The 24,446-nt window shown below is 50.7% G+C and carries 19 protein-coding genes and 1 pseudogene; 9 read left to right on the forward strand and 11 right to left on the reverse strand.

The genetic code is table 11. The features are described 5' to 3' along the window. The first annotated feature begins 20 nt into the window (after window positions 1–20). A complete protein-coding gene (locus BARVI_RS01325) occupies window positions 21–2,420 on the forward strand; it encodes a glycoside hydrolase family 95 protein (protein WP_025277491.1) in 2,400 nt (799 codons plus the stop codon). 422 nt (window positions 2,421–2,842) lie between these two features. Then, on the forward strand, window positions 2,843–3,733 hold the full coding sequence (locus tag BARVI_RS12835) for a CPBP family intramembrane glutamic endopeptidase (RefSeq protein WP_025277493.1): 891 nt from the start codon (window positions 2,843–2,845) through the stop codon (window positions 3,731–3,733). Here BARVI_RS12835 and lptB read toward each other — a convergent pair. Beyond that, the gene (lptB, locus tag BARVI_RS01340; protein WP_051401137.1) at window positions 3,705–4,442 is read right to left on the reverse strand and encodes an LPS export ABC transporter ATP-binding protein; all 738 of its coding nucleotides are present in this window, start codon (window positions 4,440–4,442) and stop codon (window positions 3,705–3,707) included. The genes BARVI_RS12835 and lptB overlap by 29 nt on opposite strands. Window positions 4,443–4,801: 359 nt before the next feature. Here lptB and BARVI_RS01345 point away from each other — a divergent pair, with 359 nt between their 5' ends. Then, window positions 4,802–5,542, forward strand: coding sequence for an MlaE family ABC transporter permease (locus BARVI_RS01345; RefSeq protein WP_025277495.1), 741 nt, complete (start codon window positions 4,802–4,804; stop codon window positions 5,540–5,542). Then, window positions 5,542–6,333 carry an ABC transporter ATP-binding protein gene (locus tag BARVI_RS01350; protein ID WP_025277496.1) on the forward strand — a complete coding sequence of 264 codons (792 nt, stop codon included), beginning with the start codon at window positions 5,542–5,544 and terminating at the stop codon, window positions 6,331–6,333. The genes BARVI_RS01345 and BARVI_RS01350 overlap by 1 nt, the downstream gene beginning before the upstream one ends. 163 nt (window positions 6,334–6,496) lie before the next feature. On the opposite strand, the gene BARVI_RS01355 is transcribed toward BARVI_RS01350, so the two are convergent. The 4 genes and pseudogenes from BARVI_RS01355 to BARVI_RS01370 form a co-directional block, all read right to left on the reverse strand. Beyond that, a complete protein-coding gene (locus BARVI_RS01355; protein WP_025277497.1) occupies window positions 6,497–7,234 on the reverse strand; it encodes an MIP/aquaporin family protein in 738 nt (245 codons plus the stop codon). 33 nt (window positions 7,235–7,267) lie between these two features. Further along, window positions 7,268–8,764 (reverse strand): annotated as a pseudogene (gene glpK, locus BARVI_RS01360) (glycerol kinase GlpK). A gap of 296 nt (window positions 8,765–9,060) precedes the next feature. Then, on the reverse strand, window positions 9,061–10,122 hold the full coding sequence (locus BARVI_RS01365) for a leucine-rich repeat domain-containing protein (protein ID WP_025277498.1): 1,062 nt from the start codon (window positions 10,120–10,122) through the stop codon (window positions 9,061–9,063). Window positions 10,123–10,239: 117 nt separating this feature from the next. Further along, entirely contained in the window at window positions 10,240–11,079 is an 840-nt protein-coding gene (locus BARVI_RS01370) for a CvfB family protein (protein ID WP_025277499.1), read from the reverse strand. Between the two features lie 207 nt (window positions 11,080–11,286). Between BARVI_RS01370 and BARVI_RS01375 the strand changes: the two genes are divergently transcribed. Genes BARVI_RS01375 through BARVI_RS01385 form a run of 3 tightly spaced genes read left to right on the forward strand, consistent with a single transcriptional unit; the run spans window position 11,287 to window position 13,409 of the window. After that, window positions 11,287–12,129: a DUF3298 and DUF4163 domain-containing protein gene (locus BARVI_RS01375; RefSeq protein ID WP_025277500.1), complete on the forward strand. Its 843-nt coding sequence runs from the start codon at window positions 11,287–11,289 to the stop codon at window positions 12,127–12,129. A 6-nt stretch (window positions 12,130–12,135) separates the two neighbouring features. After that, complete coding sequence (gene rsmG, locus BARVI_RS01380) at window positions 12,136–12,765, forward strand: 16S rRNA (guanine(527)-N(7))-methyltransferase RsmG (RefSeq protein WP_025277501.1); 630 nt, start codon at window positions 12,136–12,138, stop codon at window positions 12,763–12,765. 5 nt (window positions 12,766–12,770) lie between these two features. Then, window positions 12,771–13,409, forward strand: a complete 639-nt coding sequence (locus BARVI_RS01385; protein WP_025277502.1) for an MBL fold metallo-hydrolase — start codon at window positions 12,771–12,773, stop codon at window positions 13,407–13,409. Here the strand turns inward: BARVI_RS01385 and BARVI_RS01390 are convergent. The 3 genes from BARVI_RS01390 to BARVI_RS01400 form a co-directional block, all read right to left on the reverse strand. Then, complete coding sequence (locus tag BARVI_RS01390; RefSeq protein ID WP_025277503.1) at window positions 13,404–14,837, reverse strand: tetratricopeptide repeat protein; 1,434 nt, start codon at window positions 14,835–14,837, stop codon at window positions 13,404–13,406. The two genes, BARVI_RS01385 and BARVI_RS01390, sit on opposite strands and share 6 nt — an antisense overlap. Window positions 14,838–14,923: 86 nt before the next feature. After that, window positions 14,924–16,630, reverse strand: coding sequence for a glutamine--tRNA ligase/YqeY domain fusion protein (locus BARVI_RS01395; RefSeq protein WP_025277504.1), 1,707 nt, complete (start codon window positions 16,628–16,630; stop codon window positions 14,924–14,926). 100 nt (window positions 16,631–16,730) lie between these two features. Further along, entirely contained in the window at window positions 16,731–17,099 is a 369-nt protein-coding gene (locus BARVI_RS01400; protein WP_157232449.1) for a hypothetical protein, read from the reverse strand. Window positions 17,100–17,220: 121 nt separating this feature from the next. On the opposite strand from BARVI_RS01400, the gene BARVI_RS01405 reads away from it, so the two are divergent. Continuing rightward, window positions 17,221–19,701, forward strand: coding sequence for an endonuclease MutS2 (locus BARVI_RS01405; protein WP_025277506.1), 2,481 nt, complete (start codon window positions 17,221–17,223; stop codon window positions 19,699–19,701). A gap of 21 nt (window positions 19,702–19,722) precedes the next feature. On the opposite strand, the gene BARVI_RS01410 is transcribed toward BARVI_RS01405, so the two are convergent. After that, window positions 19,723–20,391: a DUF2461 domain-containing protein gene (locus tag BARVI_RS01410; protein WP_025277507.1), complete on the reverse strand. Its 669-nt coding sequence runs from the start codon at window positions 20,389–20,391 to the stop codon at window positions 19,723–19,725. A gap of 206 nt (window positions 20,392–20,597) precedes the next feature. Between BARVI_RS01410 and BARVI_RS01415 the strand changes: the two genes are divergently transcribed. Further along, window positions 20,598–22,556 carry an OPT family oligopeptide transporter gene (locus tag BARVI_RS01415; RefSeq protein ID WP_025277508.1) on the forward strand — a complete coding sequence of 653 codons (1,959 nt, stop codon included), beginning with the start codon at window positions 20,598–20,600 and terminating at the stop codon, window positions 22,554–22,556. Between the two features lie 106 nt (window positions 22,557–22,662). On the opposite strand, the gene BARVI_RS01420 is transcribed toward BARVI_RS01415, so the two are convergent. Together BARVI_RS01420 and murB are read right to left on the reverse strand one after the other, a co-directional pair. Continuing rightward, window positions 22,663–23,421: an MBL fold metallo-hydrolase gene (locus tag BARVI_RS01420; RefSeq protein ID WP_025277509.1), complete on the reverse strand. Its 759-nt coding sequence runs from the start codon at window positions 23,419–23,421 to the stop codon at window positions 22,663–22,665. Between the two features lie 8 nt (window positions 23,422–23,429). Then, window positions 23,430–24,446, reverse strand: a complete 1,017-nt coding sequence (murB, locus tag BARVI_RS01425) for a UDP-N-acetylmuramate dehydrogenase (RefSeq protein WP_025277510.1) — start codon at window positions 24,444–24,446, stop codon at window positions 23,430–23,432.

The raw sequence follows: 24,446 nt of genomic DNA on the forward strand, positions 1-24,446 counted from the left end.
CATATCAGGATAACAGCACTATGAAAAACAAGATCATTATACTCCTGTGTCTGCTTTTCTGCACGTCTTACGTATCAGCCGAAAATGTAGCCCTCTGGTTCGATTCACCGGCCAATCAATGGATGCAGTCTTTGCCTGTGGGGAACGGACGCCTGGGTGCAATGATTTTTGGTGGTGTTGACACAGAAAAATTGGCGCTGAATGAGTCAAGCATGTGGGCAGGCCAATATGCCCCCGAACAGGAAAAATCTTTCGGGAAAGCCAAACTTCAAGAACTGAGAGAACTGTTTTTCCAAGGAAAACTCGTCGAAGGGAATCAGATGTGCCACGAATATTTAACAAGCGACAATCACTCGTTTGGTACCCATCTCCCTGTTGGAGACCTGAATATACAATTCCTCTATCCCGTAGAGGGCTCTTACACGAACTACAAGCGGGTTTTGGATCTTGACAAGGGGCTGCACACGGTCTCATATACCTTAGGGAATGTGACCTATACCAGAGAATGCTTTGCCTCCAATCCCGATGATGTATTGGTTATGCATGTGACGGCAAATAAGAAAAGTTCCGTTTCGGTTGAAATTTCCTTAAACCTGCTCCGACAGCCATCGAAAGTGAGAACACTAGACAATCAATTGATATTCAATGGTCAGGCATTATCCAAAAACTCCAAGGGAGGTGTCTGGTTCGAAGGCAGAGTAACCGTGTCGGCAATAGGAGGCAACGTGCAAACGAAAGAGAACAAAATAGCGGTGAGCAATGCCGATGAATTAATTTTAAGAATTGATATTCGCACCGACTACAAAAACCCCGGCTACAAGGGCCTCTGCAAAAAGACCGTAAAAGCAGCCGAGAAAAAATCGTATGAGAAGATAAAGAAACAGCACATCGCCGATTTTTCGGCACTCTTCAACCGCGTAAGTTTGAGCCTGGGCGACAAGCGTGACGCTTATCAACTCCCCACATCGGTACGGTTGAAACAATATAGAGAAAATCCGGCAGAGGATCCCGCTTTCGTAGCCTTGTTCTTTCAATACGCTCGTTACCTGTTAATCTCCTCTTCCCGAGAAAACTCGCCATTGCCAATCGCTCTACAAGGGTTTTTCAATGACAATCTCGCCTGTAACATGGCTTGGACCAACGACTATCACTTGGACATCAACACCCAGCAAAATTACTGGCTATCCAATGTCGGAAATCTGTCGGAATGTAACGCTCCGCTATTCAAATATATTCAAGAGCTGTCGGTCTATGGACAAAGAACGGCACAAAACGTATACGGCTGTAAGGGCTGGACCGCTCATACGGTAGCCAACATATGGGGATATACCTCTCCATCAAACGGCATAGGGTATGGACTGTTCCCGACCGCATCTTCCTGGCTGGCCAGCCATTTATGGACCGAATACGAATATACCCAAGACCGGAAATTCCTTAAAGATACGGCTTACCCTCTTTTAAAAGGGAATGCTGAATTTTTACTGGATTATATGGTGGAAGACCCCTCCGGGAAATATCTGTTGACCGGTCCCAGCATATCTCCTGAAAATTCATTTGTATACAACAACACGGCGCTATCCGCCTCCATGATGCCTACATGCGACAGAGTATTGGCGTATGAGATTCTAAACTCTACCCTGCAATCGGCCCGAATATTAAATGTAGACATTGATTTTCAGAATGATATAGAAAATGCGCTGCAAAAACTGCCCCCTATACGGTTGATGGCTAATGGCGGTATTCGTGAATGGTTAGAAGACTATCAAGAAGCAATCCCAAATCACAGGCACACCACTCACCTGCTCTCTTTGTATCCATTCAACCAAATCAGTCTGGACTATACTCCTGAATTGGCGAAGGGAGCCTTGACTACGATTGAAAATCGGCTGTCTGCGCCCGATTGGGAAGATGTGGAATGGAGCAGAGCAAATATGATTTGCTACTATGCCCGACTGCACAAGAATCAAGAAGCCTATAACAGCATCAATATTCTATTGGAGAAACTGATTCGCGACAACTTATTCTCGGTTTCACCCGTCGGGATAGCGGGAGCCGCGACCGACATATTTGCCATTGACGGGAATCAAGCTGCGGCAGCCGGTATTGCAGAGATGCTGATACAGAGTCAAAACGGCTATATCGAACTACTGCCATGCCTCCCCGAACAGTGGAACAAGGGGGCATGTGCGGGCCTCTGTATAAGAGGCGGCGGGCAAGTCGATTTTTCCTGGGACAGACAAGGTGTAAAAGCGGCAACTATACATGCAAAGAACGATTATCCTTATCGTATTAAATTGCCCAAAGAGAATCGATACGAAATCCTCCTTAATCAAAAACGTATCAACATGGTTCCCGACAAACATGGACTGATAAGCATATCCATGAATCAAGGAGATACCCTAAATCTGATTAGACTTTAACTCGATAGATATTGGTGTATATTAATTGATAAAACTAGGAATAACCTCACATCGAATAAATGAGGAATATCGTATAGACAATACCAACTATACCTACCCCCAGAGCACATGCCGACCCGATAATAAACGGTCGGTCATGTGTTCTGATACCGTATATCAACGCAGCCAACGCACATGGGGCAATAGTGAGTATGGCAAAGGCTCTGAATATAATGAAACATATAAACAGGATTCCACCAAGCAAAATAAGGATTTTATTTCTACTCATCATCTCAACAGTTCGTTTCATATAGATTAAATTTCCCGCACAGAGCTCATATGCAAAGAAGCAAAAAATAATTTTATGCCCCCAATCAAAACGGCCTTTTTCTTTGGGCAGCCTTTTATTTTTGTACTATCTTTACCCTCGAAAAAGAAATGTCATGAAAATTACCGAATATATCCGCCATTCGTCGGTGGGTGTGAAACTCATCGTGCTACTGATATTGATTCTGTGCGGCGTGTTTGTCATCGCCATTCCCATGCTTTTTGTGCAGGGTGAGTATGCGCTACTGACAGGCATGTACCTGCAAAATATCGGTATGTTCATCTTGCCGGCCTGGTTCGCAGCCATGCTGTTTTGGGGCAACGCCGGACGGGGTCTGCGTCTGAACAAGGCCCCTCGCCTGCTCGAACTGCTGTGTATCGTGATACTCTATTTCGTGGCTACCCCCATGTTCAACCGCTTGGTAGAGTGGAACGAGTCCATCAACTTGCCCGAAGCATTCGCCTCTATCGAAGCCTGGATGCGTCAACAGGAGGAGGCAGCAGCTACGGTAACCGAGCAGTTGATGCAAATACACTCACTACCCCATTTCCTGGCTGTCGTCCTGGGTATCGGTGTTCTCACCGGCATGGGCGAGGAGATGGTGTTCCGGGGCATACTCCAACAGGTGGTTCAGGGTGAAAGCCGTCGAGCTCATGTAGCCGTATGGACCTGTGCCTTCCTGTTCAGTGCCATACACTTGCAATTCTACGGATTCTTCCCCCGACTGCTGCTGGGGGCCTTTTTCGGTTATCTGCTGGTGTGGAGCGGCAACCTGTGGCTCCCCATCTTCGGGCATCTGTTCAACAACAGCATGGTGGCCTGCATCTCCTATTTTACCGGGAATGACTCGCACAACACGTTGGAGGCATTGGGCACGACACAATCCTCCACGGCTTGGCTGGCGTGGGTAAGCCTTGTAGCAACCGTCCTCCTGCTCTATCTATTCTATAAGAAGGTATTTACAGCTTCCGCCAAAATCAAAGGAATTTCTTCCGATGGAAGATAAAGTTACGACCTAAGTATTTCTCCCGCACGATGGGATTCTCGGCCAACTCTTCGGAGGTTCCCTGAAACAGGATTTTCCCCTCGAACAACAGATAAGCCCGGTCGGTAATACTCAATGTCTCGGGTGCATTGTGGTCGGTAATGAGAATACCGATATTCTTCTCCTTTAATTTATACACAATCGACTGAATGTCCTCTACGGCAATCGGGTCGACACCGGCAAAGGGTTCGTCGAGCATGATGAACTTGGGACTGATGGCCAGACAGCGAGCAATCTCGGTACGTCGCCGCTCACCACCCGACAACTGGTCGCCCAGATTCTTGCGGACCTTCTGCAAGCGGAACTCGGCAATGAGACTTTCCAGTTTGTCGCGCTGATACTCTTTGGTCGTGGGGGTCATTTCGAGCACACAACGAATGTTATCCTCGACCGATAGCTTGCGGAATACCGATGCCTCCTGGGCCAAATATCCGATACCGATTTGAGCCCGCTTGTACACGGGATAATCGGTAATATCGAGGTCGTTGAGATAAATATGTCCCTGGTTGGGAGTAATCAACCCAGTGGTCATATAAAACGTGGTTGTCTTCCCGGCGCCGTTCGGGCCCAGCAGTCCCACGATTTCACCCTGTGTCACATCGATCGACACATGATTGACCACCGTGCGTTGACGATACTTTTTCACCAAGTCCTCGGTCCGCAACACCATGTTGTGACTCTCAGATTCGGGATTTGTCAGTTGAACCTCGGCCGGTTCTTTTCTTTCCGTATCGGCAACTTCGGCCCGATGTTTGAAAAGTTTGGAGAACATATTTAATTCGTTAGCGTTTTATCCATGCAGAGAGCGATGGCGACAATCCCCACTCACGAGGGACAACCGACCCGCTTGTAGCCCGGTATCCCGACTCACTGCCAATTGGGAAACAAAGATACGAAAATAGCGATATTCATGCGCCACTTTTGCGAAATAAAATGATACCGCAGTCATTTCAAGGGAAAAAGAATTGCCGTACATCAATCTTTTTCACTACTTTTGTTCCTTGATATTCCAAAACAACGGATATGATTATAGACGATTCATTACGGAAATTCGGGGATTACGTCCTGCTGATGAGGCGGGTCTTCACCCGGCCCGACCGCTGGCGGGAATTTTTCAAACGATACATAGCCGAAATCTATAAACTGGGTATCGACTCCATTCCCATCGTAATCACCATCTCGGTCTTTATCGGTGCGGTTATCGCCATACAGATGCAGAAGAACGTAGTCTCTCCCCTTATACCGGCCTATGCCGTAGGACTGGCTACCCGCGACGTGATTCTGTTGGAATTCTCCTCCTCGATACTCTGTCTGATATTGGCCGGTAAGGTGGGCTCGAACATCGCCTCCGAGATAGGCACCATGCGGGTGACCGAACAGATTGACGCTCTCGAAATCATGGGGGTCAACTCGGCCAACCTGCTTATCCTTCCCAAGATTGCTGCCATGGTCTCCTTCATTCCAGTACTGGTCGTTTTCAGTATGGCGAGCGGCATCACGGGAGGTTACCTCATAGCCCAGTTCACCGACATCATTTCGGTCTCGAAATACATCTACGGTCTGCAAAGTTTCTTTGTCGAGTACTACATCTGGCAAGCCATCTTCAAGGCTCTGTTCTTCGCCTTCGTCATCAGCAGTGTGGCCTCGTACTACGGCTACCGGGTAAAAGGCGGAGCCCTCGAAGTGGGTCAAGCCAGTACCGATTCGGTGGTAGTCAGCAGCGTAATCGTGTTGCTGCTCGATGTAATCCTCACTCAAATCCTGTTCTGATGATAACGGTAAACAACGTATATAAGCTGTTTGACGGAAAAGAGATTCTGCACGATGTTTCCGCCAAATTCTATTCCGGCAAAACCAATCTGATTATCGGGCAAAGCGGCTCGGGTAAAACCGTATTGATGAAATGTATCGTGGGGCTGTTACGCCCCGACAAGGGACAAATCTGTTACGACGGCCGCGACGTCATGGCCATGACACAAGCCCAGACAAAGGCTCTGCGCAACGAAATCGGTATGCTGTTCCAAGGGTCGGCCCTGTTCGACTCGGAGACAGTCCTGGGGAACGTCATGTTCCCCCTGCGCATGTTCACCCATGACAGCTACGCAGCCTGCAAGAAACGGGCCGAATTCTGCCTGGAACGAGTAAATCTGAAAGGGGTTAACGACCTCTATCCTTCGGAAATTAGTGGAGGTATGCAGAAACGGGTTGCCATCGCGAGAGCCATCGCCCTGAATCCCAAATACCTGTTTTGCGACGAACCCAACTCGGGACTTGACCCCAAAACTTCAATTCTTATCGACGAATTGTTGAGCGACATCACCCGCGAGTACAACATGACGACCATCATCAACACTCACGACATGAACTCGGTAATCGGCATCGGCGAGAATATTGTCTTTATCAACAAGGGCTACCGGGAATGGGTAGGTAACAAGAACAAGATTTTCACCTCGTCGAACGAGGCTTTGAACGATTTCGTCTTTGCCACCCGCCTCTTCAAGGAGGTCAAAGGCTACATGATTGAAGAGTACCGCAAGCAAGAGGCTACGGAAGAAAAATAAGACGACCGGCAAAAACGATTAGCGAAAAGTGTTGGAGCCCGACTTTCATCGAGCTCCAACACTTTAAATCTTACGGCTGCGATAAACCTCGATGCCGCTCCTGAACAGTTGTAGAGGTCAGCCCGATTGACAAGCATGCAATTTCCCTTTGTATAACCCTATATTAGCAGTAAATCAGGCAATAGAGTGCTGCGGCAATGAATCCACCGATAATAGGACCTGCCACAGGCACCCAAGAGTATCCCCAGTCGTTGGTACCTTTCCCCTTAATCGGCAAAATGGCGTGAGCGATGCGCGGAGCCAGATCCCGAGCCGGGTTGATGGCATACCCCGTCGTTCCACCCAGCGACATACCCAATGCAATAATCAGCATGGCCACCGGGAATGCCCCCAAAGCGCCCATACCTACCTCGAAAGTATTTCCGTCGATAGAGAGGGCGAGAATGACAAATACCAGCATAAAAGTCCCTACGATTTCGCTGAACAAATTGCGTCCATAGTTGCGGATAGCAGGAGCCGTACAGAATGTAGCCAGCTTGGCCGCAGGGTCATCGGTAGCGTCATAGTGGTCCTTGTAATAAAGATAAACCAATACTGCCCCCGTAAAACCACCGAGCATCTGTGCCACGATGTAAGGAACGACCAGGCTCCAACTGAATGTCCCGGCAGCAGCCAGACCCAGAGTAACAGCCGGATTGAGATGAGCGCCCGAATAGGGCCCCGAGATGAAGACCCCGAGCATGACGGCAAGCCCCCAGGCTATTGTCACGACAACCCAACCGCCGTTCTCACCTTTCGACTTTTTCAGGATATTCGAGGCGACCACCCCATCGCCAAACAATACCAGTATGGCCGTCCCGATAAACTCGAAGAGACTTTTGGTAAATACGACATCATCCATGGCTTTTAGATTTCCGGTTAATGAATTCTTATCTCATCGTTTGGTATAGTCACTCAACGTGCGTTTAACAGCATCTTCCCAACCCAGTTGGGCGGCCTGTCTCTTCGCCTCTTCCCAGATAGGCTCAAACACATGGTCTATCTGCCACTGCTTGCGAATATCGTCGATGCTCGACCAATAGCCTACGGCAAGACCCGCCAGATAGGCAGCACCCATGGCGGTCGTCTCCACCACTTGCGGACGAATGACCTTGATACCGAGAATATCGGCCTGGAACTGCATCAACAGGTTGTTCCGCGAGGCGCCACCGTCGACTTTGAGTTCTTTGAGAGGAATTCCCGCATCGCGCGACATGGCCTCCGTAATATCCATCGTTTGGTAGGCAATACCTTCGAGAGCAGCCCTCGCAATATGGGCCGTCGTGGTACCCCGGCTGATGCCGACGATAGTACCCCGGGCATACTGGTCCCACCAGGGGGCTCCGAGTCCGGTCAATGCCGGGACAAAGTAAACGCCATTGGTATCGGGGACCCGCGAGGCCAACTCTTCCACCTCCGACGAGGAGTTGATTACACCCAGCCCGTCACGCAACCACTGCACTACCGAACCACCCACGAATATACTTCCTTCGAGAGCATAATTCACCTTGTCGCCAATCTTCCAGGCTACCGTGGTAATCAGATTGTTCTTCGAGAGAATGGGCTTCTCTCCACTATTCATCAAGAGGAAACACCCCGTGCCATAGGTATTTTTGACCATACCCGGTTCGGTACACATCTGCCCGAAGAGCGCGGCCTGTTGGTCGCCGGCAATACCCGCAATGGGGACTTTGTGCGCAAAAATCGTTGTCTTGGTGTGACCATATATTTCGCTCGACGACTTTACCTCGGGCATCATCGACCGAGGAATCCCAAAGAGGTCTAACAAGTCCTGATCCCACTCCAAGGTATTGATATTGAAAAGCATCGTGCGAGAGGCATTACTCACATCGGTCACATGCACCTCGCCCCGGGTCAGGCGCCAGATGAGCCAGGAGTCTACCGTCCCGAACATGAGCTTCCCCTTATCGGCACGGTCGCGTGCCCCCGGTACATGATCGAGAATCCATTTGATTTTCTTAGCACTGAAATAGGCATCGATAATCAGGCCTGTCTTTTAGCGAATCATATCGGTGAGACCTTGATTTTTCAGCTCGTCGCAATAACTCGACGTGCGGCGATCCTGCCACACGATTGCATTGTAGATAGGTTCCTCGGTATCCAAGTCCCAAACGATTGTCGTCTCGCGCTGGTTTGTGATGCCGATGCCGGCGATATTCAACCCGTTGATATCCATCAGTGTGATAGCCTCGGCAATGACCGAAGCCTGAGAAGACCAGATTTCATGCGGGTCGTGTTCTACCCACCCCGATTGGGGGAAAATCTGACGGAACTCCCTTTGGGCTACGGCACAAGGCTTACCGGTTTCATCGAAAACAATAGCGCGGGAACTGCTGGTCCCCTGATCCAATGCGAGAATGTATTGTTTCATAATGGTATAGTTTTAGGTTAACTCTTATTGGTCAAACTGGAAAGTCGCCACAAAAAGACGGCTCTCCATCACGGTGTTTTCACAGCTTAGTTGCTTCGTTTCCAAAAATATAAAACATTTTCGCAAAGGACAAAATAAAATGTAAATCTTTCTGTCACATCATTCCTATTCCCTGCAAGATAATACCCGCCAATCTCCAAAAACACGCCCATAATGCGGGTATAATTACCTCTGCATTATGGGCCCGATTTAAACATGAAGAGAATGTTTCAGACAATATGCCTGCTCTTTACACATCAGTAATTCCACTGACAGGCAATCATGCGCAGGTTGCTGTCACCTATGGTGCGCAAATCAATCAGTTGGTTGTACCGGCAGTTGATGTAGACTAGATTGGGACAAAAGGATACGTCGAGCATATTCAATTGATTATTGTTGCAGATAACCCGTTGCAGCATGGTGCGGTTACTCAAATCAAGCGTAGTAAGGTCGTTGTAGGAGCAATCGACAAAATAGAGATTGTTGCTCCCGTCGAGATTCAAGGTGGTGAGATTGTTGTAGGAGCAGACCAAATCGGTCAGCGACGTACAGTTGAGCACCCCCAAAGTGGTCATGTTGTTGTCGCTGCACACGAATGACGAGAGTGAAGGCAGCTTGGAGATAACCATGTTGACAATCTCGTTGTCGTCGATATTCAAGTTCGACAGGCTCACCGTACCAAAGAGATTCAAATTGGTGAGTTTGTTATAACCGCAATAGAGATTTTTCAGATTCTCACAACTGTCGACCATCAACGATTCGAGGTGGCACCCCTGCACGTTCAGGCTTTGCAACTGCTGGGCTCCATTTACATTGAGTTCGACAAAAAGGTTGTTGGAACAATTCAAGTTTTTCAATCCCGGTAACCCCGACAGCGACAAATCGGTCAACCGGTTTTTATAGCAGTCGAGTTTGATCAGGGCCGGACAGTTGTCGATATTCAATGCCGAAAGTTTGTTACGGCTCACATTCAACGTGTTGAGCGCCGTACACCCCGACACCTCGATACCCGTGAGTTGGTTGCGCGAACAGTCTACCTTTTGCAATGCGGTAAAGCCCGCCAGGTCCAGTTCTCCGGCCAACTCCTTGTCCGACCACTCGATTGAGATGGCCCTGCCGTCACTCCAAGTCACACCTTTCCAGGTAGAGGGATTGTTGATATTGGTGATTCCCAATCGAACATAGTTGGCATCACCTTTGGCCGAAGTCTGTTGCAAGAAGTTTTGCAGTTGCTTGACCTCCTTTTGATTGCTTTTTTGAGCGAACAAGAGCCCCGCGCTTCCCAGCACGACGACACACATAAGGAAAACTCTTTTCATAACTGTTTTTATTGTTTAGTACCTGTTAAAAGTCGTAAGGTCTCTTCACACGAAACTTTACAACTCTTAAACAACAGTTGTTGAAAAAAGTTCTTTTAACTTGTCGAAAGATAACGGTCAGGACTTGCAAATCTCGGTCTCGCCGATAACGATGCGGCGAGCTTTATAGAGGGCCCCTATCGCCTTTTTGAAACTCTTTTTGCTGCATTGGAAATAACGGGCAATCTCGTCGGCAGGCGATTTGTCAGAGAGAGGTAAACGGCCGCCGGCCTCCTCCAACCGCTGCAAGATACGTTCGCTCAACGGGTCTATCCGGTTTTCATAACCACTCGGCTGCAACGACACATCTATCCGTTCGTCCTCCCTCACCTGCTTGATATATGCCTGCAAATGCTCCCCAATGCTTATCGGGCGAAATATCTCGTTGTGATAGATAATGCCCCAATGCAGGTTATTGATAATCACCTTGAAGCCGAGCTGAGTCTCCTGTACGACCAGAATATCGACCTGTTGGTTGGGGGTATATTCGGGGGGGACATTGTCGAGAAACTTGTTCAATTTGGCCGAGGCGACAATACGCCCCGTAGCAAAATCGAGATAGACATACACCACATAATACCGGCCATGCTGCATTTCGCCATTCTGCTCACGAAAGGGGACCAACAAGTCCTTGGCCTCTACACCCCAATCGAGAAAGGCCCCCACCTTCGTCACCGACTTGACCTGCAAGCGGGCAAACTCACCCACCTGCACATAAGGCTTGCGTGTGGTAGCAATCAGGCGGTCTTCCGAATCGTAATAGACAAAGACCGACAGTTCATCGCCCTCGACACACGGCTGTTCGGGGAGAAATTTACGAGGTAACAGGATTTCACCTTTTTCCCCTCCGTCGAGGTAAACGCCAAAATCGACCGTCTTGACGACTTGGAGTGTATTGAATTTTCCGATTTGCAACATACCGATTGTGTTTGCGATACCCGCTTCGTATCGGGTTCGATGGACAAAGGTAGACAAATCTTTCGACTCTTCCCACAGGTAGAGATGGAAAAACGACAAGAGGGCCCCGAATTGAAATGGGAAAACATTCCCTTGTCATATCTTCTTTTTTACCCTTTTTCCTTGCCGAGCCCGATAAAAGGCGTATTTTTGTAAAAAAGTTGTAGTATGAAAAAGGTATTATTCCTGAGTATAATCGCCTTGACAAGCTGCTTATACTCCTGCCAATCCAAGAGCAGTCGTTCGACCGACACCACTACCGATTCGATTACGGTAAAGGAAGTGACTATTAAAGAGACCTATCACCTCTCGGGCGACACGGCCAAGCCAGCCTGCCGCATCGCTTTTGCGATTGACGTACCCGTGAAATACCAGCAGGAGAGCGACGGCATTCAATTGCAAAAGATACTTACCCCCCTGATATTCGGCGACGAATATGCCCCCGATTCGCTGTTTGAAAGTTCGGCTCAAAAAGCAGTAGCTTCGCATATCGCAGCCTATAAAGAGCTTGAACCCGAATTTGAGAAAGAATTAAAAGAAAACGAAGCCTCCTACTCGTTCGAATGGGAGTTTGACTATACCCTCTCAACAGTCTACAATCACGACAACCTTTTGTGTTACGGACTATCAACCTCGGAATATACGGGTGGAGCCCATGGCATGTACGCCGATTTTTATTACACCATAGACCTTTCGAACTGGCACCGCGTCGTACTCGACGATATTTTCCGCCCCAAATCGCTCGATCAGGTAAATCGCGTGCTGCTGGACCAACTGCTGAAAAGTCTGAATCTGTCGACTCCCGACTCTCTGCTCGAACTGGGATTCTTCGATACCGAGAACATCACGGCTAACGAAAATTTCTACCTTACCGACAAAGGCATCTGCTGGGTATTCAACCCTTACGAGATTGCCTGCTATGCTACCGGGCAAGTGCACATCGAGGTTCCCTTCAAAGAGATTGAAATGTACATGCTCCCCGAGAGCCCTGTAAGACGATTGATTAAATAACGACACATGCAATATATCAAGACCTATTTCCCCAATCTTACTCCTACCCAGGAAAGGCAATTTGCCGCTTTGGGCGATTTGTATATCGACTGGAATGCCAAGATTAACGTAATCTCACGCAAAGACATCGACAACCTCTACCTGCACCATATACTCCACTCGCTGGGTATCGCCAAAGCCATCGAGTTTACCGACGGAACGACGATTCTCGACGTGGGTACCGGCGGCGGATTCCCCGGCATTCCCCTGGCCATTCTCTTTCCCGAGTGCCGGTTCCACCTGATCGACCGGGTGGGCAAGAAAATCAAGGTAGCCCAAAGCGTGGCCGAGGCGATAGGGCTGACCAATGTCACCTTCCAGCACGGCAGCGTGGAAGAGCACAAAGACGAATACGACTTTGTCGTGAGCCGCGCCGTCATGCCCCTGCCCGACTTGCTGAAACTGGTGAGAAAGAATATCAGGAAAGAGCAGCATAACGCCCTGCCTAACGGACTTCTCTGCCTCAAAGGGGGCGACTTGCAAAGCGAAATTGCTCCGGTCAAGAAGACCTCGATTGTCTTCAATCTGAGCGACTACTTCAAGGAGGAGTATTTCGAGACGAAAAAAGTGATTTATGTACAGATAGTCAAAAAATAGGTGCGATGAAAATAACCCGTTTCCAATTCAATATGCTCCCCGTCAACTGCTATGTGTTATGGGATCCCGACAGCCGGGAGTGTGCCATTGTCGATGCCGGGTGCTATTATTCCAAAGAGGAAGAGACGTTGGCCCACTTTATCGACGACAACCAACTGGTTGTAAAATACCTGCTTGCAACGCATCTGCATTTCGACCACTGTTTCGGCAATGCCTTCGTGGCTCGGCAATATGGCGTAAAACTGATGGCTTCACGAGACGACGAATTTCTGTTACCCTACATGGCCCAACAGGCTCAGATATTCGGGATTACGTTCAAGGGAGAGATTGAGCCCATCGGGCAATATATCGGTCACGGTACCACCTTCACCCTCGGGCAGGAAGAGATGCAGGCCATCGCCGTGCCAGGACATTCGCCGGGAAGCCTGGCCTTCTACGCCCCCGAATCGGGCTTTGTCCTCTCGGGCGACGCTCTCTTTCAAATGAGCATCGGGCGTACCGATTTCCCCGGTGGGAACCACAGGCAGTTAATTGAATCGATACGGAAAAACCTGTTGACACTTCCCCCCGAAACCGTAGTCTATCCCGGGCATGGACCCGATACCGAAATAGGTCTCGAACGCAACGATAACCCCTTCTTATGAAAGGGGTTCTTTATTTTCTTCGGGTTGGTCGTGATTGGGGTATATATTCCCCAGCAGAAAATCTTTGAGCGACTGAATGGCCGTCTGCACGTTTTTCCACTGCTTCTGCTCCTCGGGCGGCAATTCGCTCAAATCAAAGGTGTGCGCCATTTTGTCAATCATCTCGACCTGATGTTCGGCCTCGGCTTCATTCCCGTTCCGAGCATAAGTCACCACCAGATTGAAGCGGGTCTGCAAGTCGTACATATCTTCTTTCAACACCTTCTCAAAGGCCTCTATCGCCTCCTCATAGTTGCCCAGATGCAAACAGGCTACCCCTTTCAACCGCAACGTCTCCCGGTCATCGGCATTCAGGGCCAGCGAACGGGACAGATGCCGGTAAGCCTTTTCATAGTCACCTATCTGCAAAAAGATTTCACCCAGAAACGAGTGCGCCTCGTCGTCCCGTTCGTCGAGACTGATCGTGTCCTGCAAACAGACAATCGCCTCACGTACCTTACCCAAATCGTAATAGCAGGTAGCCAGTTGATAACAGATGTTTGAATTGCCCGGGTCGGCTTCGAGGGCCTTGTGGAAATAGGTCAAGGCATTGTTATAGTCCTCCTGCTTGATGTAGCTCTCGCCAATCAGCTCATAGGCCACCGATTTGTCTTTGGTCACCGTGGCATACTCCTTAAACTGTTCGATGGCTTTGTCGTATTGACCCGAGTCGTAATAGCAATATCCCTTGAACGAAATGACGGCTTCGTCGTCTTCCTTGACAGCCAATGCAAAATCGCAGGCTTCGAGGGCTTTGTCGTAATGTTTCAACAGAGCCTCGACCTTGGCCAGCGAAAACCAGTCGGCCACCGAATAGGGATCCTTGTCAATCAGTTTGTTATAGATGACAATCGCCTGGTCATACTCCGACCGGTCTTCACAGATAGCCGCCATCTCGCGCAACAGCTCACGACTGTCGGGCAGCACCGTCTCGGCCTTCTGCACAAACTCGATTAACCCCTCGAAACAATCGTAGTCGGCATAAATATCGAGAGCCTCGAAACAGATATCCTCGCTCAGGTCATCACTGTCGAGTAACGAAAGCAGCAACTCGTGCCCCCGCTTCACATGCCCGTCGAGGAATTGAAGTTCGGCCCGCACAAGCGTGGCATCGGGACTGTAATCGGCCAGCTCCGCCATGATTTTCCGAGCTTCGTCGGCCCGGTCGAGATAGAGCAGATAGCGGGCCTGTTTCAGGCTCAAGTCCACATCGCCTGGGTGCATGTTCAACCCGAATTCGGTGGCATGCAGCGCGTTGGGCAACTGCCCTTTCGATTCATAATATTCGGCAATTTCACCGATTTCGTCAGAGTCGAAATAGCAACTGCCCGTCCCCGACAGCATCTGTTCATACCGTTCTACGAGTTCGTTGGATCTCTTGGCAGACATTCTTTCTTTTTGGATTCAGATAAAAACTGCCGGATTCCTCTCACGCATCAAGGAATCCGACAGTATGGAAAATGCTATGATTTCTCTTATTTCGATTTCAGTTTTTCCCAGCTATCCTTTAACGACACGGTGCGGTTGAAGACCAAGTGACCGTCGGTCGAATCGGGGTCGACACAGAAATATCCCGTACGCTGGAACTGGAAGCGATCGCCCGGTTTGGCATTCTCGGCCAGATAGGGTTCGATACGGCAGTCGTTGATGACCTTCAACGAGTCGGGGTTCAACAACTCTCTGAAATCAACATCTTTCTCTTCCGAAGGATTCTCCACATTAAAGAGTCGGTCGTAGAGACGCACCTCGGCCGTTTTGCTGTATTCGGCCGATACCCAGTGCAACGTGCCTTTCACCTTGCGCATGCTGCCCGGCATTCCGCTGCGGGTCTCGGGATCATATTCGCAATAGATCTCTTCGATGTTGCCATCGGCGTCTTTCTTCACGCCGGTACATTTGATGATGTAGGCGGCTTTAAGGCGGACCTCCTGATCGGGAGCCAACCGGAAGAATTTCTTCGGCGGATTCTCCATGAAGTCGTCGCGCTCGATATACAACTCGCGGGTGAAGGGTATCTGGTGGGTTCCGGCAGCCGGGTCTTCGGGATTGTTCTCGATGTCGAGATACTCTACCTTACCCTCGGGATAGTTGGTGATAATCAGTTTTACGGGATTGAGCACAGCCGATACACGGGTAGCGGTCTTGTTCAGATCCTCGCGGATACTGTGTTCGAGCAGCGATACGCTGATGATACCGTCGTACTTGGTATAACCGATTTTCTGAATGAAGTTCTTGATCGACTCGGGGGTGTATCCACGACGGCGCAAACCGCAGATGGTCGGCATACGGGGATCGTCCCAACCGGCTACCAAACCCTCTTTCACCAGTTGCAGCAACTTGCGTTTGCTCATTACGGTGTATGTGAGATTCAAGCGGTTGAACTCGATTTGCCGCGGGCAATAGCTGTCGTCGGCCAACTCTTTCACGAAATACTCATACAGGGGACGATGCACCTCAAACTCCAACGTACAAATCGAGTGAGTCACTCCCTCGAAATAGTCGGACTGTCCATGGGCAAAGTCGTACATGGGATATACGTTCCATTTCGTACCCGTGCGATGGTGAGGGTGCTTGATGATACGATACATGATGGGGTCTCTGAAATGCATGTTGGGCGAGGCCATGTCGATTTTGGCCCGCAACACGAAACGACCCTCTTCAAATTCACCTTTGTTCATACGCTCGAACAGGTCGAGATTCTCTTCAACGCTACGGTTGCGATAAGGACTCTCGATACCCGGTTGCGTGGGAGTACCCTTCTGACGGGCAATCTCCTCCGACGACTGTTCGTCGACATAGGCTTTTCCCTCCTTAATCATGCGAACGGCCAGATCCCACAGTTTGGGGAAATAGTCCGAGGCATAATAGAGGCGGTCGCCCCAGTCGAAACCCAGCCAGTGAATATCCTCCATGATGGAGTCGACATACTCGACATCTTCCTTCACCGGGTTGGTGTCGTCGAAACGCAAATTACACGTTCCGCCAAACTCCTCGGCAATACCAAAGTCAATGCAAATAGCTTTGGCATGACCTATGTGCAGATAACCGTTGGGTTCGGGCGGGAAACGGGTGCTCAACCGGCCTCCATTCTTTCCTGCCTTCAAGTCGGCTTCCACAATCTGTTCTATGAAATTGAGACTCTTCTTGTCTTCTCCTTCGTTCTTGGTTTCAATCTGTGTCATAAAAGCGCTTATTTATAGGGCGCAAATATAACAATAAATATCTAAAAACAGTTTTATTAGGTAAAAAATAGCGAATAGATTCATCAAGTTCCACCTTGGGTCAAATCCAATTCATCTGGGTATAATAGCGCATGAGGTTCTCGATAGCGCTCTGCAAATCGGCATGCAACTGTCGAGTCATGCGATGAATGCAGATGCGGCCATGTCCATTCATCTTGGTCAACAAAAGTGCCGAGAAGAGACGACGCTTGACCTCTTCGCCCAACTTGTTGTTAAACCCCACCGTCACACTGTCATCGTGCTTGGCCACATACCCCAGCAACTCTTCCGAGGCCTGCGGCTCGCCATCGGCCTGCTTGACCGCCCACACCTCATAATGATAATCGTCGTTAATGGTGGCGACATACGGGGGGACCGTCGACCGGAACATCTGTCTTATCTCTTTATATACGCTACTGATAGAATCCATAGATACATCTGTTTGGTTCGTACCACTATTACACCCGACACGACTGTTTTGTTCGGCAGCACTTGGCAAATATCACCACTCTTTTTATTACATTTGCAATCATTTTTCTAAATCAACGAGTGTGATATATCCGCAAAATTTCGAGCAAAAGATAGGATTCGACCAAATCAGGTCGCTCATCAAGGAGCGGTGCCTCGGCTCCCTGGGCATGGATTATACCGATAGAATGCAATTCTCTACCGACTACGACGCCATACGCAAACAACTGCACTGTACCTGGGAGTTTGTACACATCGTCGAGATGGCCGATGATTTTCCGGTCGATTTCTTCTTCGATGTGCGCCCTTCGCTGCGGCGTGTACGCATCGAAGGGACCTTCCTGGAAGAGAGCGAACTGTTTGACCTGCGGCGTTCGCTCGACACCATACAGGCCATTGTCCGTTTTCTGCGGCCCGGCGAAGAGGAAGAGATTCGCTATCCCTACCTCTATGAGCTCTCCAAAGAGGTTGAGGCCTTCCCCCTGCTGGTCAAAAGAATCGATACCATTCTCGACAAGTTCGGCCACATCAGAGACAACGCCTCGCCCGAACTGGCCCACATACGCAGCAGCATCACCTCGACCCTGTCGAGCATATCGCGCAACCTGAACGCCATTTTGCGGGCAGCCCAAAGCGAAGGCTTCGTCGACAAGGAGGTGAGCCCCACCATGCGCGACGGCCGACTGGTGATACCGGTAGCACCCTCGTACAAACGCAAAATAAAGGGTATCGTCCATGACGAATCGGCCAGCGGAAAGACCATATTCATCGAACCGGCCGAGGTGGTCGAGGCCAACAACCGGGTGCGCGAACTCGAAAACGAGGAGCGCCGCGAAATCGTGCGCATACTCACCGCCTTTACCGACGAACTTCGTCCCTTCATCGACGAGATTATCTACTCCTACGAATTTCTGGCCGAGATTGACTTTATCCGAGCCAAAGCACTCTTTGCCATCGAGACCGGCGGGGTACTGCCCACCTTTGAGAACAAGCGGCAAATCGAGTGGTTTCACGCGGTCCACCCCCTACTCTACCTCTCGTTGAAGCGTCAGGGTAAGACGGTTGTCCCGCTCGACCTGACTCTCGACGAAAAGAACCGCATTCTGCTCATTTCGGGACCCAATGCCGGCGGCAAGTCGGTCTGCCTCAAAACGGCTGGACTCCTGCAATACATGTTGCAATGCGGCCTGCTGGTGCCCATGCACGACAATTCGCGCACGGGAATCTTCAAGGATATATTCATCGACATCGGCGACGAGCAATCAATCGAGGACGACCTGAGTACATACAGTTCGCACCTGACCCACATGAAATTTTTCGTGCGGAATGCCAACGAGAACAGCCTGCTGCTCATCGACGAATTTGGCGGAGGTACCGAACCTCAAATCGGCGGCGCCATTGCCGAGGCTCTGCTCGACCGCTTCAACCAGAAACGGGCCTACGGAGTCATCACCACCCACTATCAGAATCTGAAACACTTTGCCGAGGATACCGACGGCATCGTCAACGGGGCCATGCTCTACGACCGCCATCTGATGCAGCCGCTCTTCAAACTCTCTATCGGCAACCCGGGCAGCTCGTTTGCCATCGAGATTGCCCGCAAGATCGGTCTGCCCGAGGACGTCATCGCCTCAGCCTCCGAAAAGGTAGGATCGGCCTACATCGACATGGACAAGTATTTGCAGGATATCGTGCGCGACAAACGCTACTGGGAGAGCAAACGCCAGAACATACGTCAGCGTGAAAAGAAACTCGAAGAGCTCACGGCCCGCTACGAAGCCGATTTGACCGCTTTGGAAAAACAGCGCAAGGAGTTGCTGAAACAGGCCAAAGGCGACGCAGCCCAGATTCTGGCCGAGGCAAACGCCCGCATTGAAAATACAATACGCGAAATCAAGGAGGCGCAGGCCGAGAAGGAGAAGACGCGTGCCGCCCGCCAAAAGTTCGAGCAATTCAAAGCCGGATTGAACGAAGAACCCGAAGCCGATGCCAACGACCTGGTGAGCCGCAAGCTCAAACAGATTGCCGAGCGGAAGAAACGCAAGCAACAGCGCAAGAAGGCCGAGGAGAATCAAACACAGCCTGCCACCACCTCACCCATTGTCGTGGGTGATGCCGTGCGACTGAAAGGGCAAAACTCGGTAGGCGAAGTGCTGGCCGTCAACGGCAACAATGTGACCGTCGCCTTCGGCATGCTCAAATCGACCGTCAAGTCCGACCGACTGGAAAAGGTGAGCAAAAGCCAAATCAAGAAAGAGAATGCCAAGGCTACCTTCATCGGCGAACAGACCACCGAGGACATGCGGGAGAAACAACTCCACTTCAAACAGGAAATCGATGTGCGAGGCATGCGGGCCGACGAGGCTTTGCAGGCCGTCACCTACTTCATCGACGATGCCATACAGGTGGGGTGCTCACGGGTACGTATCCTCCACGGTACCGGCACAGGCGTGCTGCGGCAGGTCATCAGACAATATCTCAAAACCGTGCCGGGGGTAGCCCATTTTCAAGACGAACATGTGCAACTGGGCGGCGCCGGTATCACGGTCGTCGAGTTGAACTGATGCGATGCGGCCCGGCATTGATTACAAGTCGTACACCTCGTCGATGGTGTAGTTGAAGAAGTCGTTCAGCGGTTTCATGATTTGAAACTCGCGAGCCGTCTTTTCTACCCAATCGGGATCATCGAAAAAACTGTCGGGCTTGTGATTCACTACCACATAGTCTTTCCGTTTGAGCCACTCGGCCTGCTCACAGTCACGGGGGAACGGACGTGGCACGATTTTAAGCGTCTCGCCCTCCCAATCGTGATACAGAGTGCGGAACCGACGGTTACCCACAATTTCCTGCAACTCGTCGTAATTGTCATACACGGCCTGGCGCAGGGCTTTCAGCAATTTCGGCTCGGGACACCACACCCCACCGCTAAGCATACTGCCTCCCGGTTCGAGATGGAAATAGTATCCGGCCCGCAGGCTTTTGCGCCCTCCTTTGGCTATATAGGCCGACATGTAGCTCTTATAGGGCGTCTTGTCGGGCGAGAAACGAATATCGCGGTAGATGCGGTACAGGCACGACTTGGCATCGAGCCCTGCAATCTCATGATCGAAGCGCGATATACGGTCAATCAGTTGTTGTACTTTTTCTATAAAGAGCGGACGCAACCGGTCATACTCCTCTTTGTGTGCCTGAAACCACTCTCGATTATTATTCTCTCTCAACTGCGACAAATAGGTCAATATCTCTTTCATAATCGGTATCGTTGCCGGGATAATCCCGGGAATCGGTTTTCTCATTTGTTGGGCAAATATAGATTTTTTTGTTCGTTTTGCCACACAAAGAGCCGTTTTATGCCCACAAATCATAAAAAACCGGGGCAATGATACCCGCTATGTTTTCATTTTTTACTAACTTGCCACGATTTTAAAAAAACGATACACAAAACAGAAATAAAATAAGAATGGAAACAAACGAAAAACAACCTGTCGATTTGCCCGAAAACGCGTTTCGGGAATTGAAACCGGGTGAGGAGTACAAGCCTATCCTTTCGCCCGACAAAGTCTATCCCGAGGTCAATGCCTGGTCGGTTTCCTGGGGTATCATCATGGCGGTTATCTTCTCGGCGGCCGCTGCCTACCTGGGACTGCGTGTGGGCCAGGTATTCGAGGCAGCCATACCTATCGCCATCATCGCCGTGGGTCTGGCCGGGGCCGCCAAACGCAAGAACGCATTGGGCGAAAACGTGATTATCCAGTCAATCGGCGCCTGCTCGGGTGTCATTGTCGCCGGTGCCATCTTCACCCTGCCGGCCCTGTATATCTTGCAGGCCAAGTATCCCGAACTGACGGTCAACTTCATGGAGGTATTCCTCAGCTCGCTGCTGGGAGGTATTCTGGGCATTCTGTTCCTCATACCCTTCCGCAAATATTTCGTATCGGACATGCACGGCAAGTACCCCTTCCCCGAAGCCACGGCCACGGCACAGGTACTCGTGTCGGGCGAAAAGGCCGGCAACCAGGCCAAACCGCTTATTCTGGCCGGTCTCGTGGGCGGTCTCTACGATTTCTGCCTCTCGACCTTCGGCTGGTGGAGCGATGTGCTCACCACCCGCATTCTGCCCTGGGGTACCGAACTGGCCAACAATGCCAAGATGGTATTCAAGGTCAATACCGGTGCCGCCGTGCTGGGTCTCGGCTATATCGTGGGTCTGAAATACTGCCTCATCATCTGCTCGGGTTCTCTCTTCGTGTGGTTCATCATCATACCCCTGTTGGGCAGCGTTCCCGGTAGCGAACTGGCCGCAGCGTCTCCCGAACAGATATTCTCCGACTACGGACGCTACATCGGCATCGGCGGTATCGCCATGGCCGGTGTCATCGGTATTATCCGCTCGTGGGGTATCATCAAAGGTGCTCTGGGTCTGGCCTCGAAAGAGTTCTCGGGGAAAAAGGGAAATGCCGAAGCTCAAATGCCCCGTACCCAACGCGACCTCTCGATGAAATTTATCATCATCGCCATCGTGTTTGCCTTGATCATCACCTTCCTCTTCTTCTATCTGGGAGTTATCAACAACCTGTTGCAAGCCACCGTAGCCTTTGTGGTCGTGGCCGGTATTGCCTTCCTCTTTACAACGGTAGCCGCCAACGCCATTGCCATCGTAGGAACGAACCCCGTTTCGGGCATGACACTGATGACCCTGATTCTGGCGTCGGTTATTCTGGTTGCCGTGGGTCTTAAAGGAACCAGTGGTATGGTAGCCGCCCTCGTGATTGGCGGTGTGGTTTGTACCGCGCTGTCGATGGCCGGAGGCTTCATCACCGACTTGAAAATCGGTTACTGGATTGGGACCACGCCCCGCAAACAGGAGACGTGGAAATTCCTGGGTACCCTCGTATCGGCCGCTACGGTGGGCGGTGTGATTCTGCTGCTGAACAAAGCCTACGGCTTCTCGGGCGAAAACGCACTGGTTGCTCCCCAGGCCAATGCCATGGCTGCCGTTATCGAGCCGCTCATGATGGGACAAGGTGCCCCCTGGCTGCTCTATGGAGTAGGAGCCATTCTGGCCGTAGTGCTCACTTGGCTGAATGTCCCGGCTCTGGCATTCGCACTGGGTATGTTCATTCCGTTGGAACTGAACACCCCGCTGGTAGTCGGTGGCCTTATCAGCTGGTATGTAGGCAGCCGCTCGAAAGATGCCGCTCTCAACAAAGCCCGTGTAGACAAAGGCACACTGCTGGCTTCGGGATTCATTGCCGGTGGAGCCTTGATGGGTGTAGTCAGCGCCGGATTGAGTCTGGCAAAATTTGAATACCATCACAACCTGAGCGAGACCACACTGCAAGTTGCCGGACTGGTAATGTATCTGCTGCTGATTGCCTTCCTCACGATGTCGAGCATGAAAGCCAAAAAGACAAACTAAGTTTGTCGTTGCCATAGAATAAACCGAGCGGGTCTGAAACACGATGGTTTCAGACCCGCTCTTGTTTTTATCTTTTTCTCATTGGTCGGCCCATAGCCGACTACCCTCACACACTCTCGACCACCAGTCCGTCATAAGCGAAATGGACATGAGGCGGCAACTCCTTTTCGACCTCGGCCGTGAGCCCCATGTGGTGACTCATGTGTACCAGATAGGCCTCCCGCGGCTGTACACGCTCGATGACCCGCAGGGCCTCGTCCAGAGTCTGATGCGAAAGATGCGGCTGTTTGCGCAGTGCATTGATGACCAGGACATCGACCTGCTTCATCTTGGCATATTCCTCGTCGGGGATAGTCAAGGCATCGGTAATATAGACCAGCCCTCCTATGCGATAACCCAGGATTGGCAACTTATAGTGCATCACCCGAATAGGAGTCACCTCGATATCCTCTATAGTAAAAGGCTCTATACCAATCTCCTGCAACCGAATATTAGGCACCCCGGGATAGAGATGGTCGCCGAAGCAATAAGGCAACCGGGTGCGAATGCCCTCGGCTACCGACGGCTCCAAATAGATGGGCAACGTGTGCTTTCCCCCAAAGGGTCGCAGGTCGTCGATACCTCCGGTGTGATCGTAATGAATGTGTGTAATCAGCACCGCATCTATCCGGCCGATACCGGCCCGCAACACCTGCTGACGGAAATCGGGACCGCAATCGATGAGTATGTTCTTGCCGTTTACCGAAACGACGGCCGAGGTTCTCAGCCGGTTATCCTTTGGGTTGGCCGAGGTACACACCGGACAGGTACAGCCAATCTGCGGTATCCCGGTCGACGTGCCTGTTCCCAAAAAAGTGATCTGCATCATACGATTTATTCAATATAGTTTACCTCGGGATTGATGGTTATGCCATAGGTCTGCTGCACCGATTGCTTGATTTTATCGGCCAGCGTCACCACATCGCCGGGACATGCATTATTCTTGTTAATAAGTACCAAACACTGCTTCTCATACACGGCAGCACCGCCCTCCTCCTTGCCTTTCCAACCGCAGCGGTCTATGAGCCAACCGGCAGGAACCTTGACGTGGGTCGAGTCGACCTCATAGTGAGGCATGTCAGGATAAGTCGCCTTCAAAGCCTCATACTGCTCAACCGGAATAACGGGATTCATGAAGAAACTGCCAGCACTGCCGTACTCGTCGGGCTCGGGCAACTTGGAGCGACGTATGTCGATAACTGCACGCCGCACATCGGCAATGGTGATATCGCCCTCGGGTAACGAGTGGCGCAGGTTGCCGTAATCCAGATGCAGCCGGGGATTCTTTTGCAACCGATAGACGACTGCCGTAACGATGTATTTCCCTTTCAGCGCATGTTTGAAGATACTACTGCGATAGCCATATTCACACTCGGCATTCGTGAAGATGCGAGGGGAAGCCGTTGCAATCTCGATAGTCTCCACTTCGTGGATAATATCTTTCACCTCTACGCCATAAGCGCCGATGTTCTGCACGGCACTGGCACCTACCTCGCCCGGGATATACGACAGGTTCTCGGCTCCGCCCCAACCGTTCGACACACAGTGGGCTACGAAATCGTCCCACACGACACCCGCGCCCACCTTGACGAGCACCTCCGAATCGGTCTCGTTCAAAACAGTCACATCGCGTATGACCGAGTGCAACAGCACCCCGTCATAGTGCTCGTGCACAAACAGCAGGTTGCTTCCCCCGCCTATCGGCAGAAAAGAGTGATTGCGCAACAAATCGGAGTGCAGCAGCGAAATCAAATCGCCGACGGTGTCATACTCGACAAACCACCGGGCATATACGGGCATGCGAAACGTATGCCGCTCCTTGATAAAACAATTTTCTTCTATTCTTATCAT

It is taken from the genome of Barnesiella viscericola DSM 18177 (assembly GCF_000512915.1).
GTDB lineage: Bacteria > Bacteroidota > Bacteroidia > Bacteroidales > Barnesiellaceae > Barnesiella > Barnesiella viscericola.

Excerpts from the sequence above, each read along its gene's own strand:
- BARVI_RS01370 (WP_025277499.1), bottom strand. The coding sequence starts at position 11,079 with ATGTTGCAAATCGGAAAATTCAATACACTCCAAGTCGTCAAGACGGTC.
- BARVI_RS01395 (WP_025277504.1), bottom strand. The coding sequence starts at position 16,630 with ATGACACAGATTGAAACCAAGAACGAAGGAGAAGACAAGAAGAGTCTC.
- BARVI_RS01375 (WP_025277500.1), top strand. The coding sequence starts at position 11,287 with ATGAAAAAGGTATTATTCCTGAGTATAATCGCCTTGACAAGCTGCTTA.
- BARVI_RS01400 (WP_157232449.1), bottom strand. The coding sequence starts at position 17,099 with ATGGATTCTATCAGTAGCGTATATAAAGAGATAAGACAGATGTTCCGG.
- BARVI_RS01415 (WP_025277508.1), top strand. The coding sequence starts at position 20,598 with ATGGAAACAAACGAAAAACAACCTGTCGATTTGCCCGAAAACGCGTTT.
- BARVI_RS01355 (WP_025277497.1), bottom strand. The coding sequence starts at position 7,234 with ATGGATGATGTCGTATTTACCAAAAGTCTCTTCGAGTTTATCGGGACG.
- BARVI_RS01350 (WP_025277496.1), top strand. The coding sequence starts at position 5,542 with ATGATAACGGTAAACAACGTATATAAGCTGTTTGACGGAAAAGAGATT.
- murB (WP_025277510.1), bottom strand. The coding sequence starts at position 24,446 with ATGATAAGAATAGAAGAAAATTGTTTTATCAAGGAGCGGCATACGTTT.
- BARVI_RS01365 (WP_025277498.1), bottom strand. The coding sequence starts at position 10,122 with ATGAAAAGAGTTTTCCTTATGTGTGTCGTCGTGCTGGGAAGCGCGGGG.
- BARVI_RS01325 (WP_025277491.1), top strand. The coding sequence starts at position 21 with ATGAAAAACAAGATCATTATACTCCTGTGTCTGCTTTTCTGCACGTCT.
- lptB (WP_051401137.1), bottom strand. The coding sequence starts at position 4,442 with ATGGTGTTGCGGACCGAGGACTTGGTGAAAAAGTATCGTCAACGCACG.
- BARVI_RS12835 (WP_025277493.1), top strand. The coding sequence starts at position 2,843 with ATGAAAATTACCGAATATATCCGCCATTCGTCGGTGGGTGTGAAACTC.
- BARVI_RS01385 (WP_025277502.1), top strand. The coding sequence starts at position 12,771 with ATGAAAATAACCCGTTTCCAATTCAATATGCTCCCCGTCAACTGCTAT.
- BARVI_RS01390 (WP_025277503.1), bottom strand. The coding sequence starts at position 14,837 with ATGTCTGCCAAGAGATCCAACGAACTCGTAGAACGGTATGAACAGATG.
- rsmG (WP_025277501.1), top strand. The coding sequence starts at position 12,136 with ATGCAATATATCAAGACCTATTTCCCCAATCTTACTCCTACCCAGGAA.
- BARVI_RS01420 (WP_025277509.1), bottom strand. The coding sequence starts at position 23,421 with ATGCAGATCACTTTTTTGGGAACAGGCACGTCGACCGGGATACCGCAG.